18 protein-coding genes are annotated in these 18,286 nt (G+C 72.4%); 13 read left to right on the plus strand and 5 right to left on the minus strand.

The window, feature by feature from the left end:
* Nucleotides 1–19: 19 nt before the first annotated feature.
* The gene (locus MED15_RS16995; protein ID WP_112604418.1) at nt 20–325 is read right to left on the minus strand and encodes a DUF202 domain-containing protein; all 306 of its coding nucleotides are present in this window, start codon (nt 323–325) and stop codon (nt 20–22) included.
* Entirely contained in the window at nt 322–714 is a 393-nt protein-coding gene (locus MED15_RS17000; protein WP_112582108.1) for a YidH family protein, read from the minus strand. The genes MED15_RS16995 and MED15_RS17000 overlap by 4 nt, the downstream gene beginning before the upstream one ends.
* 42 nt (nt 715–756) lie before the next feature.
* On the opposite strand from MED15_RS17000, the gene MED15_RS17005 reads away from it, so the two are divergent.
* The 4 genes from MED15_RS17005 to MED15_RS17020 all read left to right on the plus strand — a co-directional run bounded on the left by MED15_RS17005 (nt 757) and on the right by MED15_RS17020 (nt 3,905).
* The gene (locus tag MED15_RS17005; RefSeq protein ID WP_112736174.1) at nt 757–1,554 is read left to right on the plus strand and encodes a GNAT family N-acetyltransferase; all 798 of its coding nucleotides are present in this window, start codon (nt 757–759) and stop codon (nt 1,552–1,554) included.
* A complete protein-coding gene (locus MED15_RS17010) occupies nt 1,551–1,964 on the plus strand; it encodes a hypothetical protein (protein ID WP_112582105.1) in 414 nt (137 codons plus the stop codon). The genes MED15_RS17005 and MED15_RS17010 overlap by 4 nt, the downstream gene beginning before the upstream one ends.
* Before the next feature lie 187 nt (nt 1,965–2,151).
* Nucleotides 2,152–2,931, plus strand: coding sequence for an electron transfer flavoprotein subunit beta/FixA family protein (locus MED15_RS17015; RefSeq protein ID WP_112736176.1), 780 nt, complete (start codon nt 2,152–2,154; stop codon nt 2,929–2,931).
* Nucleotides 2,932–2,945: 14 nt separating this feature from the next.
* Nucleotides 2,946–3,905 carry an electron transfer flavoprotein subunit alpha/FixB family protein gene (locus MED15_RS17020; protein WP_112582101.1) on the plus strand — a complete coding sequence of 320 codons (960 nt, stop codon included), beginning with the start codon at nt 2,946–2,948 and terminating at the stop codon, nt 3,903–3,905.
* Nucleotides 3,906–3,999: 94 nt separating this feature from the next.
* On the opposite strand, the gene MED15_RS17025 is transcribed toward MED15_RS17020, so the two are convergent.
* Together MED15_RS17025 and MED15_RS17030 are read right to left on the minus strand one after the other, a co-directional pair.
* Entirely contained in the window at nt 4,000–4,809 is an 810-nt protein-coding gene (locus tag MED15_RS17025) for an anti-sigma factor (RefSeq protein WP_112736178.1), read from the minus strand.
* Complete coding sequence (locus MED15_RS17030) at nt 4,763–5,365, minus strand: RNA polymerase sigma factor (protein WP_112582098.1); 603 nt, start codon at nt 5,363–5,365, stop codon at nt 4,763–4,765. The genes MED15_RS17025 and MED15_RS17030 overlap by 47 nt, the downstream gene beginning before the upstream one ends.
* Before the next feature lie 230 nt (nt 5,366–5,595).
* On the opposite strand from MED15_RS17030, the gene MED15_RS17035 reads away from it, so the two are divergent.
* The 7 genes from MED15_RS17035 to MED15_RS17065 all read left to right on the plus strand — a co-directional run bounded on the left by MED15_RS17035 (nt 5,596) and on the right by MED15_RS17065 (nt 12,093).
* Nucleotides 5,596–6,426, plus strand: a complete 831-nt coding sequence (locus MED15_RS17035) for a DUF4397 domain-containing protein (protein WP_112604411.1) — start codon at nt 5,596–5,598, stop codon at nt 6,424–6,426.
* Nucleotides 6,423–7,076: a class F sortase gene (locus MED15_RS17040; protein WP_112698906.1), complete on the plus strand. Its 654-nt coding sequence runs from the start codon at nt 6,423–6,425 to the stop codon at nt 7,074–7,076. The genes MED15_RS17035 and MED15_RS17040 overlap by 4 nt, the downstream gene beginning before the upstream one ends.
* Nucleotides 7,077–7,180: 104 nt before the next feature.
* On the plus strand, nt 7,181–8,356 hold the full coding sequence (locus MED15_RS17045; RefSeq protein ID WP_112582093.1) for a cysteine desulfurase family protein: 1,176 nt from the start codon (nt 7,181–7,183) through the stop codon (nt 8,354–8,356).
* A 178-nt stretch (nt 8,357–8,534) separates the two neighbouring features.
* Nucleotides 8,535–9,608 (plus strand): tRNA 2-thiouridine(34) synthase MnmA, encoded by a 1,074-nt coding sequence (gene mnmA, locus MED15_RS17050; RefSeq protein WP_208646671.1) that lies wholly within the window; start codon nt 8,535–8,537, stop codon nt 9,606–9,608.
* A 37-nt stretch (nt 9,609–9,645) separates the two neighbouring features.
* Nucleotides 9,646–10,650: a methionine synthase gene (locus tag MED15_RS17055; RefSeq protein ID WP_112725591.1), complete on the plus strand. Its 1,005-nt coding sequence runs from the start codon at nt 9,646–9,648 to the stop codon at nt 10,648–10,650.
* A 36-nt stretch (nt 10,651–10,686) separates the two neighbouring features.
* Nucleotides 10,687–11,052: a VOC family protein gene (locus MED15_RS17060; RefSeq protein ID WP_181518643.1), complete on the plus strand. Its 366-nt coding sequence runs from the start codon at nt 10,687–10,689 to the stop codon at nt 11,050–11,052.
* A gap of 30 nt (nt 11,053–11,082) precedes the next feature.
* On the plus strand, nt 11,083–12,093 hold the full coding sequence (locus MED15_RS17065; RefSeq protein ID WP_167457665.1) for an ADP-ribosylglycohydrolase family protein: 1,011 nt from the start codon (nt 11,083–11,085) through the stop codon (nt 12,091–12,093).
* 290 nt (nt 12,094–12,383) lie between these two features.
* Here the strand turns inward: MED15_RS17065 and MED15_RS17070 are convergent, their stop codons facing one another.
* Nucleotides 12,384–12,917 (minus strand): type II toxin-antitoxin system PemK/MazF family toxin, encoded by a 534-nt coding sequence (locus tag MED15_RS17070; RefSeq protein WP_112736304.1) that lies wholly within the window; start codon nt 12,915–12,917, stop codon nt 12,384–12,386.
* Nucleotides 12,918–13,260: 343 nt separating this feature from the next.
* Here MED15_RS17070 and ligA point away from each other — a divergent pair, with 343 nt between their 5' ends.
* Together ligA and MED15_RS17080 are read left to right on the plus strand one after the other, a co-directional pair.
* Nucleotides 13,261–15,396 (plus strand): NAD-dependent DNA ligase LigA, encoded by a 2,136-nt coding sequence (ligA, locus tag MED15_RS17075; RefSeq protein WP_112582086.1) that lies wholly within the window; start codon nt 13,261–13,263, stop codon nt 15,394–15,396.
* A gap of 157 nt (nt 15,397–15,553) precedes the next feature.
* Nucleotides 15,554–18,220, plus strand: coding sequence for a putative bifunctional diguanylate cyclase/phosphodiesterase (locus MED15_RS17080; protein ID WP_112736306.1), 2,667 nt, complete (start codon nt 15,554–15,556; stop codon nt 18,218–18,220).
* Nucleotides 18,221–18,286 lie beyond the last annotated feature (66 nt).

Below are 18,286 nucleotides of genomic sequence, written 5' to 3' on the forward strand. Positions count from 1 at the left end.
GATGACGCACCGGATCGCGTCACCCTAGTCCGCGCAGGACCAGCAGCACTCCCAGTAACGCCAGCACCACCGTGCCCACCGTGACCAGGGGCAGTGTCCGGCCGCCGGTGCGGGCCGGACCGGTGCCGGTGCCCCGGGGCCAGCAGAGCACCAGCAGGGCGCCCCACACCAGAATGGTGCCGCCGGCGATCAGCGCACCGGTCGGGTCGCCCGTCGACGCCAGCCGGACGGCGAGCGCTGTCACCACGGTCACCGTGAGCAGGGTGCGCCGCCAGGCCAGCCGGGTCCGCTCCGGTTGCAGCCCCGGGTCGCGTCCGGTGCTCACCGCCCGCCGACCGCCCGCATCAGGACGGCGACCACCAGCAGCAAAGCGCCGACGCCGAGGGTGAGCGCCAGGATGGCGGGGAACCGGGACGCGGGCAGCTCCTGACCGAGCCGGATGGCCCGCTCGGTACGCGCCCAGTGGTCCACAGCGCGGATCGCGACCGCCGCGCCGAGCAGCAGCAACGCCACAGCGATCACCTCCCGCAGGTGGCTCATCGGAAGGGGCGGCAGGAACTGCGCGGCGGCCAACCCGCCTCCGACCAGCGCCAACCCGGTGCGCAGCCAGGCGAGGAAGGTCCGTTCGTTGGCCAGGGAGAAGCGGTAGTCCGGTGTTTCACCGACCGAGCCCAGCTCCGCCGGGTCGAACCACCGCCTGATCGCCTCCCACACAGTGGGAGATTATCCGCTTCCCATCCCGCTTAGCCTGGGCCGGTGACTGATCTCGACGTACAGACGCTGCGGACCGCCTACGACAACCAGCTCCGCCCGGAGATTCCCGACCCGGTTCCGGCCGGGGTGACTGTGGAGCGGGACGGGCCGCTGGTCCGGATCTCCGGGCTCGATGCCGGTGGTTTCATCACCTACCGTGACCTTGGCGGGTTGACCGGCGACGCGCTGGACGAGCTGATCGCCCGGCAGGTGCGGTTGTGCCGTGAGCGGGGCGAGTCGGCGGAGTGGAAACTCAACGAGCACGACGAACCGGCGGACCTGGCGGACCGCCTGCGCGCGGCCGGCTTCGTGCCGGAGGACCGGGAGACCGTCGTGGTCGGCCCGGTCGCGCCGCTCGCCGCCGCGCTGCCCGTCGCCCCCGAGGGGGTACGCCTGCGTGAGGTGACCTCCCGGGAGGACCTGGAGCGGATCGCCGCCATGGAGGAGGAGGTCTGGCAGGAGGACCGCTCGCACCTGGTGTGGGGCCTGGCCAAGGAGATCGGCGCCGACCCGAACTCGATCACCGTCGTGGTGGCCGAGGCAGACGGAACTGTGGTGAGTGCCGGCTGGGTGCGGTTCCCGGCGAGCACCGGCTTCGCCACCCTGTGGGGCGGCTCCACCCTGCCGCAGTGGCGGCGCAGGGGCATCTACCGGGCGCTGGTCAACTACCGGGCGCGACTGGCCGAGCAGCGAGGTCGGACGCTCATGCAGGTCGACTGTTCCGAGGACAGCCGGCCCATCCTGCAGCGGCTCGGCCTCGTCGCGGTCACCACCACCACCCCGTACGTCTACACTCCGTGATCATGGAGCAGCGGTTGACGGACGAGGAGCGGCTGACCCTCAAGACCGGTGCCTTCGGCGCCGTCTTCCTGGTCTCCAACGCCGACCCCGGTGTCCTGGGGGTGATCCGGGAGAGCATCGCCGCGTCCGGCGCGCTGGCCGACGCCAGTGGCACGGTCAAGGAGGCGCTGACCACCGGCCCGCTGCCGCGACTTCCCCGGGACTCGCAGCTGGAGATCGAGTCGGTGGTGCTGCCGGCGCTGGGGCAGGCGGTGCGGATCCTGCGCGAGAAGTCCCCACGGGACGTGGACGCGTACCGCGAACTCGTGTTGGCCGCGGCGGACCAGGTGGCCCGCGCGCACGACGGGGTGGCGCCCGCCGAGGCGGCGGCCATCGACCAGATCCGGGTCGCCTTGACCGAGCCGACCTGACCGGCTGCGCGTCGGTGAGCTGTGTCACTCTGAGTGCTGCGGGAGCGCAACCTACTGGCAGGTAACATTGCGCCGTGGGCAACTGCACAACCGCCCGCGGTTGACCTGGCGTCGACCGACGCGCGACGCTGCGCCCCAGACCGGGCGAGCGAATCGCAACACCACACAGGAGGGTCGTCGAAGCGCGATGAACATCGTCGTACTCGTCAAGCAGGTGCCTGATTCGGGCGCGGACCGCAACCTGCGCAATGACGACAACACCGTCGACCGCGGTTCGGCGAACAACGTGATCAACGAGATGGACGAGTACGCCATCGAGGAGGCGCTGAAGATCAAGGAGGCGCACGGCGGCGAGGTCACCATCCTGACCATGGGTCCGGACCGGGCGACCGAGTCGATCCGCAAGGCGCTCTCCATGGGTCCGGACAAGGCCGTGCACGTGCTGGACGACGCCCTGCACGGCTCGTGCGCCGTCGCCACCTCGAAGGTGCTCGCCGCCGCTCTCGGTCAGCTCAATGCCGACCTGGTCATCTGCGGTGCCGAGTCCACCGACGGCCGGGTCCAGGTCATGCCGCACATGATCGCCGAGCGACTGGGCGTCGCGGCGCTCACCGGTGCCCGCAAGCTCACCGTCGACGGCGCGACGCTGACCGTCGAGCGGCAGACCGAGGAGGGCTACGAGGTGGTCACCGCCGCCACCCCGGCCGTGGTCTCCGTCTGGGACACCATCAACGAGCCGCGCTACCCCTCCTTCAAGGGCATCATGGCCGCCAAGAAGAAGCCGGTGCAGACGCTCTCGCTGGCCGCCCTCGGGGTCGCGGCCGACGAGGTGGGCTTCGACGGCGCCACCAGTGCCGTCGTCGAGCACACCAAGCGCCCCCCGCGCTCCGGCGGCGCCAAGATCACTGATGAGGGCGAGGGCGGCGTCAAGCTGGTCGAGTTCCTCGCCACCGAGAAGTTCGTGTGAGAGGGGGGTCTGACATGTCCGAGGTTCTCGTCGTCGTCGAAGCCACCAAGGAATTCGGCGTCAAGAAGGTCACCCTGGAAATGCTCACCCTCGCGCGTGAGCTGGGCTCCCCGAGCGCGGTGGTGCTGGGCGGCGCCGGCGCCGCCGAGGCGCTGAGCGGCAAGCTGGGCGAGTACGGCGCGGAGAAGATCTACGCCGCCGAGGGTGACGAGATCGACGGCTACCTGGTGGCCCCCAAGGCGACAGTGCTGGCCGAGTTGGTCAAGCGGGTGCAGCCGGCCGCCGTGCTGCTGGCGTCGGCCCAGGAGGGCAAGGAGATCGCCGCCCGGCTCGCCGTCAAGCTCGACAACGGCATCCTGACCGACGTGGTCGGCCTGGACGCCGACGGCACCGCGACCCAGGTCGCCTTCGCCGGCTCCACCATCGTCAAGTCCAAGGTCACCAAGGGCCTGCCGTTGGTCACCGTCCGGCCCAACTCGGTCACCCCCGCCCCGGCGGCGGCCACCCCGGCGATCGAGCAGCTCAGCGTGTCGGTCACCGACACCGACAAGCTGGCCACTGTCGTCGAGCGGGTCGCCGAGCAGAAGGGCTCCCGCCCCGAGCTGACCGAGGCCGGCGTGGTCGTCTCCGGCGGTCGGGGCGTCGGCAACGCCGACAACTTCAAGCTGGTCGAGGAGCTGGCCGACCTGCTCGGCGGCGCCGTCGGCGCGTCCCGCGCGGCCGTCGACTCCGGCTTCTACCCACACCAGTTCCAGGTGGGCCAGACCGGTAAGACGGTCTCCCCGCAGCTCTACGTCGCCCTCGGCATCTCCGGTGCCATCCAGCACCGGGCCGGCATGCAGACCTCGAAGACCATCGTCGCGGTCAACAAGGACGGCGAGGCGCCGATCTTCGAGCTGGCCGACTTCGGGGTGGTGGGCGACCTGTTCAAGATCGTCCCGCAGGCCGCCGAGGAGATCCGCAAGCGCAAGTAAGCCAGCGATACGTCAGTGGCCGCCCGTGTGAACGGGCGGCCACTGCCGTATGGGGAGCTGATCGGCGAGCCGGGGAGCTGAGCCGGCCCGCCGATCAGCCCGTCAGGGAGCCCCTCAGCAGGCTGTCGCCGGAGTGGCGGGTGTTGTTGTCGTACTGCTCGGCGGAGACGTCGACCACCGAGTAGCTCTTGAGGTCGACATTCGGGGGCAGGGGTAGCAGCGCGTCCGAGCCGCCACCCAGGGTGCCGACCGAGAACATCTCCATCGTCGTCGGATTGATGAGCCAGACCTCGTAGTACCCCGCGACGCTCGGGAGATTCGCCACATGCAGATGTAGTTGGCCGTCCTTCAAAACCCGGGCGTCACCCTTGGCCGTCGGCGGGGTCGCCCCGTACGCCGCCAGCGGCGCGCTCGCCACCACCACCGGCGTCGGGGTGGGCGTCGGATCGTCCGGTCGGAGCACCGAGACGGTGCCCACCACGCCGACCGCCGCGGCGGCGGCCGCGGTCACCGCGGTGGCCACCCAACCGGACCAGCCGTGACCCCGACGGGATCGCCGTGCCGGGTCCAGTCGGGTCACCGTCGACTCGGCCGCCGCGCCGAAGGTCTGCTCGGCCGTCGTGGTGTCGGCCTGCTCGGGCACCCGGCGTCGACGGGTATCGGTCAGCAACGGCCCGGCCTCCGCGGCCCTGACCTGGGCTTCGATGCCCTGCCAGACGTGCTCCGGCGGGTCGGGCAGGTCGGCCAGGCCCTGCGTCTCGGTGCCGAGCCCCGCCACCTGCTGAAGGCTCGCGACCTCCGCGCGGCAGAGCGCGCAGGTGCCGAGGTGGGTGCTCTCCCCGTTGTCCGCCTCGCTCTCACCGAGTGCCAGAAATACCAGCCGGTCGTGGTCCAGGTGCTGCACCGTCCACCTCCCATCTGCGCTTCAAGCTCGCCATACCGCGTCGGATGTGACTCTTCACGGTGCCCAACGGCACGCCCGTCACAGTGGCTATCTGCTGGTGTGTCAGGTCGTCGTAGAAGGCCAGCTCCAGCATCCGTCGCTGGTCGTCCGGGAGACGAGCCAGCTCGTCGGCGATCACCAACCGGTCCACCACGCGGTCCGGATCCGGCTGGGTCTGCGCCGGCTCGGGCAGTTGTCGGACCGTCTCCACCACCCGGGTCTCCCGGGCCGAGGCGCGCATCCGGTCGATCACCTTCCGCCGGCCGATGCCGAGCAACCAACCGATCAGCGACCCCTTGGCCGGGTCGAACGTGTCGCGACCCAGCCAGGCGGCGACGAACGTCGCCTGGGTGACGTCCTCGGCGTCGCTGCGGTTCGCCAGCATGGACGTGGCCAGATGGAGCACTGCACGACCGTAGCGGTCGTACGCCTCGCGGAGCGCCACGTCGTCACCGGCGCGGAACCTGCGGTCGAGGTCGTCCACCGGAGGGTCGGGTTCCTGTCGTAGCGCCGTCATCGGGCGGCTCGCCTTCGATGGGGCATGCCCGACTGTAGCTGCCACAGTCCCCGCCCCACTTCCCCGGTCGATGTCATCTCACCAGCTCTTCGTCTCCCGACCCCGTTCCGGATGCGGTCTGGGCCGGAAAAGAAAAGTGCCTCCGGGGCGCATCCACCCGTCCGACAGCCGGCGTAACCCGTTCTGCAAGCCAGGCCTGACGAATCAGCACCAAATATCAGGAGGCAGACATGCAGTTCTCGTACTTCCGTCGGGTCGCCGCGGGCGGCGCGGTCGCCGCGCTGGCCTTCGCCGGTGTCGGCGCCCTCACCGCCGGCCCCGCGTACGCCGCCACGTCGAAGGTCTCCGTCGTGCACGGCATCCCGGACACCCCGGTCGACGTCTACGTCAACGGCAAGAAGACGCTGGACAACTTCAAGCCCGGCGACGTCGCCGGCCCGCTGAACCTGGAGGAGGGCGACTACGACATCGCGCTCACCAAGCCGGGCGAGCCGATCGGCAGCGCGATCCTGAAGGTCGACAACGCCGCGGTGCCGGGCGGTGCGAACGTCAGCATCGCGGCCCACCTCGACGCCGCCGGCCAGCCGAAGATCACTCCGTTCGTCAACGACGTCTCGAAGGTCGACGCCGGCAAGGCCCGGCTGATCGTCCGGCACACCGCCGCCGCCCCGGCGGTCGACGTCCGCGCCGGTGGCACCCCGGTCTTCGAGGACCTGACCAACCCGAACGAGGCCAAGGGCGACGTCGACGCGGGCGAGGTGAAGGCGGACGTGGTGCTGGCCGGCACCGACACCGTGGCCATCGGCCCGGCGGACCTCAACCTCAAGGAGGGCACCGCCACGATCGTCTACGCGATCGGCTCCGCCGAGGGCAAGACCCTCGACGTGGTGGCCCAGACCATCACCGGTCTGCACTCCGCCCCGGGCGGCGTGCCCAGCGGTGACGGCGGCCAGGCCGGCACGGGCGTGGACACCTGGTGGTACGTGCTCACCGGTGCCGGCGTACTCCTGCTGCTTGGTGGTGGGGTGCGGATGGCGACCGCGCGGACCGGCCGCAAGTGACGGTGCGCAATCGCGGCGCGCTGGCGGCCCTGGCCGCCGGCGTTGCCGCGCTCACCGCCGCCGCTCTGGTGGCGTGCGCCAACCAGCCGGCCGGGACGGTGGGGGCCGAGGAGGCGAGCACGCTGGCCAGCCCCGCACCGACGGCCGCCGGTGCCCCCTCGGTGCCGGTGACCGCGGGTGAACTGCCCGCCGGCCCGAAGATCATCCCGCCGGTACGGCTGCTGATCCCGGAGATCGGCGTCACCGCCACAGTCAACGCGGTCGGCATCAACGAGCGGACCAACGAGTTCGAGGTGCCGCCGAGCGTCGACCAGATCGGCTGGTACCGCTACGGCCCCGGCCTGGAGACAGACGCCGGCTCGGTGGTCATCGCCGGTCACGTGGACAGCGCCAAGCAGGGCAAGGGGGCGTTCTTCCGGCTGCGTGAGCTGGACCAGGGCGACACGTTGACCGCTACCGGCAGCGACGGCGAGGCGCGGCGCTACCGGGTCGTCGCCCGGGAGGAGTACGCCAAGACCAAGATCCCGCTGGACCGGTACTTCGCCCGCGACGGCAAGCCGCGGCTGACCCTGATCACCTGTGGTGGGCCGTTCGACGCCAAGGCGCGCAAGTACCGCGACAACATCGTCGTCACCGCGGTGCCCGCCTGAGCGGGTCCCCGCGCATCGGGCCGGGGTGGAGTTCCACCCCGGCCTTTGCGCGCAGTCCCCTCCGGCATCCGGTCCCCAAGGTGTCGGCCGTACGCTGAACGGCGATGGCTTACCTGGATCACGCGGCGACGACTCCCATGCTCGATGAGGCACTGGAGGCGTACGTCGCCACCGCCCGCGAGGTCGGCAACGCGTCCTCCCTGCACGCGGCGGGCCGCCGTGCCCGCCGCCGGGTCGAAGAGTCACGCGAACGGGTGGCCGCGGTGCTGGGCGCCCGGCCCTCCGAGGTGATCTTCACCGGTGGTGGCACGGAGAGCGACAACCTCGCGGTCAAGGGCATCTTCTGGGCCCGCCGAGCAGCCCGGCCCGACCGCCGCCGGGTGGTCTCCAGCGCCGTCGAGCACCACGCGGTGCTGGACGCTGTCGACTGGCTGGCCCAGCACGAGGGCGCCGAGGTGGGCTGGCTGCCGGTGGACGCCGTCGGTCGGCTCGACCCGCAGGCCCTGCGCGCCGAGTTGGACGCGCACGCCGACCAGGTGGCCGTGGTCACCGCGATGTGGGCGAACAACGAGGTGGGCACCGTCCAGCCGGTGGCCGAGCTGGCCGCCGTCGCCGCCGAACACGGTGTGCCCTTCCACACCGACGCCATCCAGGCGGTCGGTCAGGTGCCCGTCGACTTCGGCGCCAGCGGGGTCGCCGCGCTGACCGTCACCGGGCACAAGTTGGGCGGCCCGACCGGGGTGGGCGCGCTGCTGCTCGCCCGGGACGTGCCGGCCACGCCGCTGCTGCACGGCGGCGGCCAGGAACGCGACATCCGCTCCGGCACCCTCGACACCGCCGGTATCGTCGCCTTCGCGGTCGCCGTGGAGACGGCCGTGAAGGGTCAGCAGGAGTACGCGGCCCGGGTGGCCGCGCTCCGCGACGACCTGATCGAGCGGGTCCGCCAGGCGGTGCCCGAGGTGATCTACAACGGTGACCCGACCGACCGGCTGCCCGGCAACGCGCACTTCTCCTTCCCCGGCTGCGAAGGCGACGCGCTGCTGCTCCTGCTCGACGCGCAGGGGATCGCCTGCTCGACCGGCTCCGCCTGTTCGGCCGGGGTGGCCCAGCCCTCGCACGTGCTGCTGGCGATGGGCGCCGACGACGATCGCGCCCGCTCATCGCTGCGCTTCACGCTGGGCCACACCAGCACCCAGGCCGACATCGACGCCCTCATCGCGGCTCTCCCGGCAGCGGTCGACCGAGCCCGCCGAGCCGCCGCCCTCCGCACCCCCCGCTGACCCGGGCCCAGCCCCGCGATCTTGCACTTTCGGTTGGCTGTTCGCGCCTTGTGCGGCATATGTCGCCGCAGAAACTGCAAGATCGCGCCGGTGGGTGCGCGGGGCGGGGCCAGGGTTCGGGGGGTTTGCGGGGCTGGTGGATAGGGTTGTCGTGGGGACGGGGAAGGGGAGTGGGTCGGTGAGGGTTCTGGCGGCGATGTCGGGTGGGGTTGACTCGGCCGTGGCGGCGGCGCGGGCGGTGGCTGCCGGGCACGATGTGACGGGCGTTCACCTGGCGCTGGCCCGCAACCCACAGACCTATCGGACCGGGGCGCGCGGCTGCTGCACCCTGGAGGATTCCCGGGACGCCCGACGGGCGGCCGACGTGATCGGCATCCCGTTCTACGTGTGGGACATGGCCGACCGCTTCCACGAGGACGTGGTCGACGACTTCGTCGCCGAGTACGCCGCCGGTCGTACGCCGAATCCCTGCCTGCGCTGCAACGAGAAGATCAAGTTTGCGGCGGTGCTGGACCGGGCGGTGGCTCTGGGCTTCGACGCGGTGGTGACCGGGCACCACGCCCGCCTCGGCGCGGACGGGCTGCTGCGGCGCAGTGTCGACCTGGCCAAGGACCAGTCGTACGTGCTCGCCGTGCTCACCCGCGAGCAGCTCGACCGGTCGATCTTCCCGCTCGGTGACTCGACCAAGGCGCAGGTCCGCACCGAGGCCGCCGAGCGTGGCCTGGCCGTGGCCGACAAGCCGGACTCGCACGACATCTGCTTCATCGCCGACGGGGACACCCGCGGCTTCCTGGCCGGTCGGCTCGGTGAGGCGCCCGGCGACGTGGTGGACGCCTCCACCGGCGCTGTCGTCGGCAGTCACAGCGGTGCGTACGCGTACACGGTGGGGCAGCGTCGCGGGCTGCACCTTGACCGGCCCGCCCCGGACGGCCGGCCACGCTACGTGCTCTCCATCACGCCGAAGACCAACACGGTGACGGTCGGCCCAGCCGAGGCCCTGGACGTGTCCGACGTGCACGCCGTACGTCCGGTCTGGACCGGCGGCGTCCGTCCGGACGCCCCGGTCGAGTGCGAGGTGCAGTTGCGCGCGCACGGCGACGTGGTCCCGGCGACCGTCGCCCTCGACGGTGACCGGCTGCACGCCGAGCTGCGCCGACCGGTTCGCGGCGTCGCCGCCGGTCAGGCAGTGGTGGCGTACCGACCGGACGCGGCCGGCGACGTGGTCCTCGGCTCCGCGACCATCACCGGCTGACCACACGGTCCGGGTGTCCGCGGGATAGCCTTCGCCCGTGACAGATCAGGCGTGGCCCTGGCCGGCCGGCGCGGCAACCGGAATTGGTTCGCTGCCCGGCACCGACATCGGCGAGGCTCAGCGGGTGGTCCTCGGTGAGCTTCCCGAGCTGCCCCACCTGCCCGAGTTGCCGGCCCGTGGCCCCGGAGCGGACATGATCGGCCGGTCCGCCGGGCTGCTCGTCGAGCTGCCGGTCGAGGTGTACGCGGGACGGTGGCGGGTCGCCCCACGCCCGGGCCGCGACCTGCGCCGGGCCCGTGACCTGATGGAACGCGACCTGGACCAGCTCGCCGAGCAGGCCGAGGGGTACGCCGGGCCGATCAAGGTGCAGGCCGCCGGCCCGCTCACGCTGGCCGCCTCCCTGGAGTTGCCGATCGGTGGCCGACTGCTGCGCGATCCCGGCGCGGTCCGCGACCTGACCGGCTCCCTCGCCGAAGGGCTGCGCGCGCACGTCGCGGCGGTCGCCCGCCGGCTGCCCCAGGCATCGGTGCTGTTGCAACTGGACGAGCCGTCACTGCCGACAGTGCTGGCCGGGCGGGTGCCGACCGAGAGCGGTCTGGGCGCGTACCGGGCGGTCGAGTCGGTGGACGCCGCCGCCCTGCTGCGCACCGTCGTCGAGGCGGTCGGCGTGCCGACGCTGGTGCACTGCTGCGCCCCGGACGTGCCACTGGAGCTGATCCGCTCCACCGGCGCCGTCGCTGTCGCCCTCGACCTGGACCTGGTCACCAAACTCGACCCGCTGGGCGAGGCGATCGACGCCGGCCTCGGGTTGCTGGCCGGGGCCGCGCCGACCCGGCCGCCGTCGGCCGGCGGCGCGCCGACCTCCGCGCAGATCGCCGACCGGGTACGCCAGGTCTGGGACCGCCTCGGCTTCCCTCGTCGCCAACTCGCCGAGCAGGTGGTGATCACCCCGGCCTGCGGCCTCGCCGGCGCCACCCCGGAGTACGCGCGGGTGGTGCTCGCCGCGTGCCGGGACGCCGGGCGGCGCCTCGCCGAGGACTGAGGTTTCCTGTCGTACCCGGTGGGCAGGATGACGGTCATGATTGGACAGCTGCGTTCAGTGGTGATCGACTGCCCGGATCCGCGGGCGTTGGCGGCGTTCTACGCCGAGCTGCTCGGCGTACCGCTCGCCGAGGGCAACTCCGATGACGACTGGGTGGTGCTGGGCGGCCCACCCGGTCACCAGCCACGCCTTGCCTTCCAACAGGCGCTCAACCTGCGCCCACCGGCCTGGCCGGATCCCGAGCGCCCACAGCAGTTCCACCTCGACGTGACGGTGGACGACATCGAGGCCGCCGAGAAGGCGGCGCTGGCGCTGGGTGCTCGGCGGCTGCCAGGTGAGGGCGAGGGCTTCCGGGTCTACGCCGATCCGGCCGGCCACCCGTTCTGCCTCTGCTGGGACTGAGCGCGTCGTGGGTTGCGGCGGCCGGGCATCATGGCCGCCGTGATCCCCACCTCTGCGCTTCGCGCCTCCGGTTCGCTCTTCGGCCTCGCCTACGGTGACGCGCTGGGCAAGCCGACCGAGTTCCTGACCGTCGCCGAGATCGAGCGCCGGTACGGCCCAGCCGGTCCGCGTGAGCTGTCCGGCGAGCCGGCACTGGTCACCGACGACACCCAGATGGCGCTGGCGGTGGGTTGGGCGCTGCACGAGGCGCCGTCGTTCACGCCGGAGGCGGTGGAGCCACTGCTGCGGCGACGCTTCCTGGCCTGGGCGGTCAGCCCGGACAACAACCGTGCCCCGGGCATGACCTGCCTGCGCGCCTGCGGCGAGCTGAGCCGTGGGGTGCGCTGGCAGGAGGCGACGGTGGTCGGCTCGAAGGGCTGCGGGGCCAACATGCGGGTCACACCGGTCGGGTTGCTCGACGTGGACCTCGACACGCTCGCCGGGTTGGCCCAGTTGCAGGCCGGGCTGACCCACGGCCACCCGACCGGGCTGGCCGCCAGCGAACTCACCGCGTACGCGGTCCTCGCGCTGCGCACGGGCGCCTCGCTGCCCGACCTTCCCGCGGTGCTCACCGAGCGGGCACTGTCCCAGCGCCTGGTCTACTCCGAGCAGTGGCTGGGAGACCTCTGGCAGCGCGCCGGTTCCGCCTCTCCGCAGGAGTTCATCGCCCAGGGCTGGGACGAGTGTCTGGCGGTGCTGGGCCGACTGACCAACACCCTGGCGCAACCGGACGACGGTGGTGACCCGTGTCAGGCCACCGGGGAGGGCTGGGTGGCGGAGGAGGCGCTGGCCACCGCGCTGCTCTGCGCCGTACGGCACGCCGACGACCCGGTCGCGGCGCTGGCCCGCGGCGCGACCACCGCCGGCGACTCCGACTCGATCGCGGCCCTGGCTGGCGCGTTCGTGGGCGCGGCCGTCGGCATGACCGCCTGGCCGCGCGACTGGGCCAACCGCATCGAGTACGCGGACCAACTGGCCACGCTCGGCGCGACCTGGGACTGACCCGGCTCGGCTCGGCCCCGGCTCGGCTCGGCTCGGCCCTGGCCCGCCCCTGGCTCGGCCCCGCCTGGTCGGCCTGGCTCGGCCTGGCCCGCCTGGTCGGCTGGCCGGCCTGCCGGGGCCCGTCGAGATGATCAACTCGGGTTTCTGTAAATCGGGGTATCCCGGAACTCAGGACACCGCGACTTTCAGGAACCCGAGTTGATCATGAACGCCGCCCGTCGCGAGGATGGGGGAGGGCGCCCGGCCGCGAGGACGGGGAGGGATGGTCGGCGGGCGGACGCGAGGGGTGGTCAGGAGGTGGGGAGGTGGCGCAGGCTGCGCACTTTTCGCCACAGGTCGGCGTCGCAGCGGCCGGCGTGGTCGGCGAAGGCGGCCGAGCTGAGTCGGATCGGCTCGGTGAGGCTGAGGTAGCTGTCGTGCTCCGCGCCCGGGTCCCACTCCCGGGTGGGAATCCGCACGTGGTCGTCCCGGTCGCTCTTGTCCTGGCTGGTGATCTTCAGGACGTCGGCGCCCCGGGAGTCGGCGCGCAGCACCAGGCACGGGCGCACCTTCGACCCGCTGCCATCGGCGTACGGCACGTCGGCCCACCAGATCTCACCGGGCGCCGGGGCGTCGCCGTGCCGATCGGTGTCACGCGAGCGGGGTTTGGTGGACGGCCGTTCGGCGCCACGGGGCCGCGGGGTGGAACGGCGGCCACCGGTGCCGCCCCGAGCCGGCCGGGTGCCCGGACGCCGGGTGGCCACCCGGTGCCGCCAACTGTTCCACGCCCAGCCGGCGGCGACGGCCAGCAGGATCGCCACCGCCCAGAGCAGTGCCTCGGGCATCCGTACCTCCGCGTCCCGGCGACCCGCCGGTCGCACCGTCCGGCGATCCTTGCACGCCGCCGCCCGTGCCGCCCGCCAACCACACCGCGGCCGCCCCACCGCCGCGCTGCACGCAACCTCGACGCCGCCGTGCCCCCGGTGGCACTCGGCCGTCACCCTTGATCACTTGATGGTCAACAGCTGGATCGTCCCGTCGACGGCTACCGAGCATCACGTGATCACCGGATGCGGCTGAGGGCGAGGTCGCTTCGGGCGCGGGTGGGCGGCGGATTGTCCCACCGGCCCGATACGGTGCCGGAGTAGCGTGATCAGGGAGGTCGCAGGCGTGTCCGAAGGTGGCGGTGTGTCCGAGGAACAGATCGGTCAGCAGGTCAGCCCGGCGCAGGAGGCGGCGGCCGGGGCTGAGCCGACGCCGCAGGCCCGGGAACGGCACGCCGCGCTCAGTCAGGAGTTGACCGAGCACCAGTACCGCTACTACGTGCTGGACGCGCCGACCATCCCCGATGCCGACTTCGACAGGCAGTTGCGCGAGCTGGAGGCACTGGAGGAGGAGTTTCCGGCGCTGCGGACGCCCGACTCGCCGACCCAGCGGGTGGGTGGCACGTTCTCCACCGACTTCACCCCGGTCACCCATGCCGAACGGATGCTCTCGCTCGACAACGCCTTCGCCGACGAGGAGCTGGCGGCCTGGGCCGAGCGGGTCGAACGGGACGCGGGCGGCCCGGTGCCCTACCTGTGCGAGCTGAAGGTCGACGGGCTGGCGATCAACCTGACCTACGAGAACGGCCGGCTGGTCCGGGCCGCCACCCGAGGCGACGGGCGTACCGGTGAGGACGTCACGGCAAACGTGCGCAGCATTCGGGACGTGCCCAGCCAGCTCGTCGCGTCCGCCGAATTCCCGGACGTTCCCGAGCTGGTGGAGGTCCGGGGCGAGATCTACTTCCCGATCGCCGCGTTCGCCGATCTCAACGCGGGTCTGGTGGAGCAGGGCAAAGCGCCCTTCGCCAACCCTCGCAACGCCGCCGCCGGCAGCCTGCGACAGAAGGATCCACGGGTCACCGCCACCCGGCCGCTGCGCCTGGTGGTGCACGGCATCGGCGCCCGCCGCGGGTTCCAGCCCACGGCGCAGTCCGAGTCTTACGCGGCACTCAGGTCGTGGGGGTTGCCGACCAGCGACCGGTGGCGGGTCGTCCCGGACCTGGCCGGGGTGGCGGAGTTCATCGCCTACTACGCCGAGCACCGGCACGACGTCGAGCACGAGATCGACGGTGTGGTGGTCAAGGTCGACCCGGTCTCCATCCAGGGCCGGCTCGGGTCGACCAGTCGTGCCCCGCGCTGGGCGATCGCCTTCAAGTACCCGCCGGAGGAGGTCACCACCAAGCTGCTCGACATCGACGTGAACGTGGGGCGCACCGGCCGGGTGACCCCGTTCGCCGTGCTCGAACCGGTGCGCGTGGCCGGTTCCACTGTCGCACTCGCCACCCTGCACAACGCCCGCGAAGTGGAGCGCAAGGGGGTGCTGATCGGCGACACGGTGGTGCTGCGCAAGGCCGGCGACGTGATTCCCGAGGTGCTCGGCCCGGTGGTCGACCTGCGACCCGCCGATGCCCGGCCGTTCGTCATGCCGACCAGTTGCCCGGCCTGCGGCACCCCGCTCGCGCCGTCAAAGGAGGGCGACGTGGACATCCGTTGCCCCAACACCCGCAGCTGCCCGGCGCAGTTGCGGGAGCGGGTGTTCCACCTCGCCGGCCGGGGTGGGTTCGACATCGAGGTGCTCGGCTACAAGGGCGCGGCCGCCCTGCTCGACGCGGAGATCATCAGCGACGAGGGGGACCTCTTCCAGCTCGACGCCGAGCAGCTGTCCCGGTCGCCCTTCTTCGTCAACAAGGACGGCAGCCTGGGAAGCAACGCCACCAAGTTGCTGGACAATCTCGCGGTCGCCCGGGAACGGGACCTGTGGCGGGTGCTGGTGGCGCTCTCCATCCGGCACGTGGGCCCGACCGCGGCCCAGGCGCTCGCCCGGCACTTCCGCTCGATGGACGCCATCGACGCGGCCACCGAGGAGGAGCTGTCCTCCGTCGACGGGGTCGGGCCGACCATCGCCGCCAGCATCCGGGAGTGGTTCGCTGTGGACTGGCACCGCGAGGTGGTCCGCAAGTGGGCCGAGGCCGGCGTACGGATGGCCGAGGAGGCGGTCGACGAGGGGCCGCGCCCGTTGGAGGGGTTGACAGTGGTGGTGACCGGCACCCTCGCCGGTTTCTCCCGCGACCAGGCCGCCGAGGCCGTGCAGAGCCGGGGCGGCAAGGTCAGCGGGTCGGTCTCCAAGAAGACGAGCTTCGTGGTGGTGGGGGACAACCCCGGGTCGAAGGCCGACAAGGCCGCCAGTCTCAAGGTGCCGGTGCTCGACGAGGACGGGTTCCGACTCCTGCTGGACGCCGGCCCGGACGCCGCCCGGGAGGTCGCTCAGCTGGGCGGCTGACCCCGCCGGCGGCCGGGCACGGCGACTGGCCGCGTATACCAACTTAATTACGACTACGACCGATTCGTGACTGTCATACCGGGAAACTGGGGGCCGAGGGCGTTTCATTGGGTCACGGCGCGCGCACCGGCACGCCGATGGTCGGTCGGGAGGTGTGGTGGAGGTCGCCGACCCACGCAACTCGCTTCCTGCGGGACGGGTCGCACCGTTCGCCGCCTTCATCGCCGGCATCCTGGCGGTCGCCGCGCTGACCGCCGCCGTTCCACTCGCGACGCTCCCCGGCGAGTTGTCCGAGTTGCCGGTGGCGTTCTGGACGATGGCCGCGCTCGCCGTGGTCTGCGACGCGCGCCCGTTCGTGCCGCCGGGGCGCCGGCAGACGTCGGCGGTGTTCCCGTCCACCTGCTTCACCTTCGCGATCCTGCTCGGCTGGGGTCTCGGCCCGGCGGTGGTGGTGCAGGCGGTGGGCGTCGTCGTCTCGGGTTGGCGGATGGGGCACGCGGCGTGGCGCACGGCGTTCAACGTCGGCCAGTACGCGTGTGCCCTCGCTGCCGCCTATGGCGTGATCCAGCTCGGCTCGGGCACGATCTTCTCCGGTGGGCGGTTGCACTGGACCGACGTGGCCGCCGTCGGCGGTGCCGCGCTGGCCTGGTTCGTCGTCAACTACGGGTTGGTCAGCTGGGCGGTGCGGCTGCGGTTCGGGGACCGCTGGTGGCCCACCGTCCGCCAGGGCCTCGGCTTCGAGTTGCTCTCCACCGGCTCGCTGCTGCTGCTCGCGCCGGTGCTGGTCGCGGCGGCGCGGGTCAGCGCCGCGCTGATCCCGCTGGTGCTGGTGCCGCTCTTCGCCGTCTACCGGATGGCGCGGTTGACAAACGAACAGCAGCACCTCGCCGCCGCCGACCCGCTGACCGGGCTGCCCAACCGCAAGGCTCTGCTGGCCGAGGTGGCCGAGCAGGTGCACCTGCATGCCGAGCGGACCGCCCGTGGTGAACCCGACGGGCAGCTCGCGCTCCTGCTGATCGACCTGGACCGTTTCAAGAACGTCAACGACGCCCTCGGGCATGCCGTGGGCGACCGGCTGCTGGTCGAGGTCAGCGCCCGGCTCACCGACATGCAGCCCCGACCACAGATGATCGCCCGGCTGGGCGGTGACGAGTTCGCCATCGTGATGACCGGGCTGACCGACGTCGGGCAGGCGCGGGAGTTGGCCGACCGGGTGGTTCAGGCGTTGGCCGAGCCGGTGCCGCTCGACGGGCTGCCGCTGGACGTGGGCGGGTCGATCGGGATCGCCCTCTTCCCGGAGCACGGCGAGGACTTCGCCACCCTGATGCGCCACGCCGACGTCGCGATGTACGACGCCAAGCACCGCAACGACACGGTGGCCGTGTACGCCCCGGAGTCCGACCACAACTCCGCCGAGCGACTCGGCCTCCTCGCCGACCTGCGCCGCGTACTGGAGGCCAGCCCCTCGGTCGAGGGGCCGTTCGACGCCGACGCGGAGTCGGCAGTTCAGGGCGAGGGTGCGGAGCCGGACGGGAACGGCCGGCACGGCGTGCCGAGCGACGCCGAGCGGACTGCCGACGTACCCCTTGTCGCGTCGGCGGAGGTGCGCGGCGGTGACGGTGCGGCGCTGCCCACCGGCGCCCCGGCCGGGGGTGCGCTGCCCACCGCGGCGTCGGACCGGTCCGCGCCAGCGGCGGACCCGGCGTCGGCGGTCGCCACAGCACGGCCGGGTGCTGCCCGGTGGTGGGCACGCCGTCGGCGCACCGACGCCGAGCTGGTGCACTCCGATGAGCTAATCAACCGGATCGCCACCGGCGCCGACCCGATCCGGGGCCGCAACGCCCGTGCCACTGTCGCCGGTACCCGTTCCGGCCCGGCCCGGGAGCGGCGCGCCGGGGGCGGGATCGGTCGGCGGTCCCCGAACGGGAGCGCGGTGGGCAAGGGGCGCAACGGTGGTCGGCGGGACGTCGGGCCGGGTACGCCAGGGCAGCCACTCGAATCGACCGGGTGGGCGCACGCGGACGACGAGCCGGCCGACGACGCCGGGGAAATCACCATGTACTACCAGCCGCAGATCGCCATCGCGACCGGCGAGGTGGTCGGCGTCGAGGCCCTGCTGCGGTGGCGGCACCCCCGCCGAGGCATGGTCGACCCAGAGGAACTCATCCGGGTCGCCGAGCAGAGCGCCGTGATGCGACTGCTCACCCGTCGTGTCGTCGACGATGTGGTGGAGCAGCTCGCCAAGTGGTCGGCGGCCGGCATCAGCCTGCGCGCCGCGCTGAACGTGAGCGTGCGCGACCTGCACACCGGCGAGATCGCCGACCAGATCGCCGACCGGCTGGCCCGCCACGGGGTGCCGGCCGAGCGGCTTCAGGTCGAGATCACCGAGGGCGCGTTGATGGCCGACCCGCGTCGGGTGCTGGCCACCATCTCCCGGCTGCACCGGATCGGGGTGGCCATCGCGCTGGACGACTTCGGCACCGGCTACTCCTCGCTCCAGCACCTGCGCCGCCTGCCGCTGTCCGAGGTGAAGGTGGACCGGTCGTTCGTCCTCGGCATGGCCGACGACGCCGACGACGCGGCGATCGTCCGGTCGATGATCGAGCTGGCCGGCGCGCTGGGGCTGCGGGTGGTGGCCGAGGGTGTCGAGGACGAGCGGACCTGGCGGATGTTGCACGGCGCCGGCTGCGACGCCGCCCAGGGCTGGTTCTACGCCCGGCCGATGCCGGCCGAGGAGTTGGTCACCTGGCTGGCCCGGTACCGGCCGGTGCGCCCGACCGGCGGGCTCCCACAGCCGGATGCCGCTCGCCGCCCCACCCGCTGACCCGGCACGAGGGTCGCCGGAGGGGGAGTCGGGGACGCGGCACCGGAGCGGAACAATAGACTCGCT

Origin of the sequence: Micromonospora noduli, from assembly GCF_003264475.1 — a bacterium.
In the GTDB taxonomy this organism is placed as follows: Bacteria; Actinomycetota; Actinomycetes; order Mycobacteriales; family Micromonosporaceae; genus Micromonospora; species Micromonospora noduli.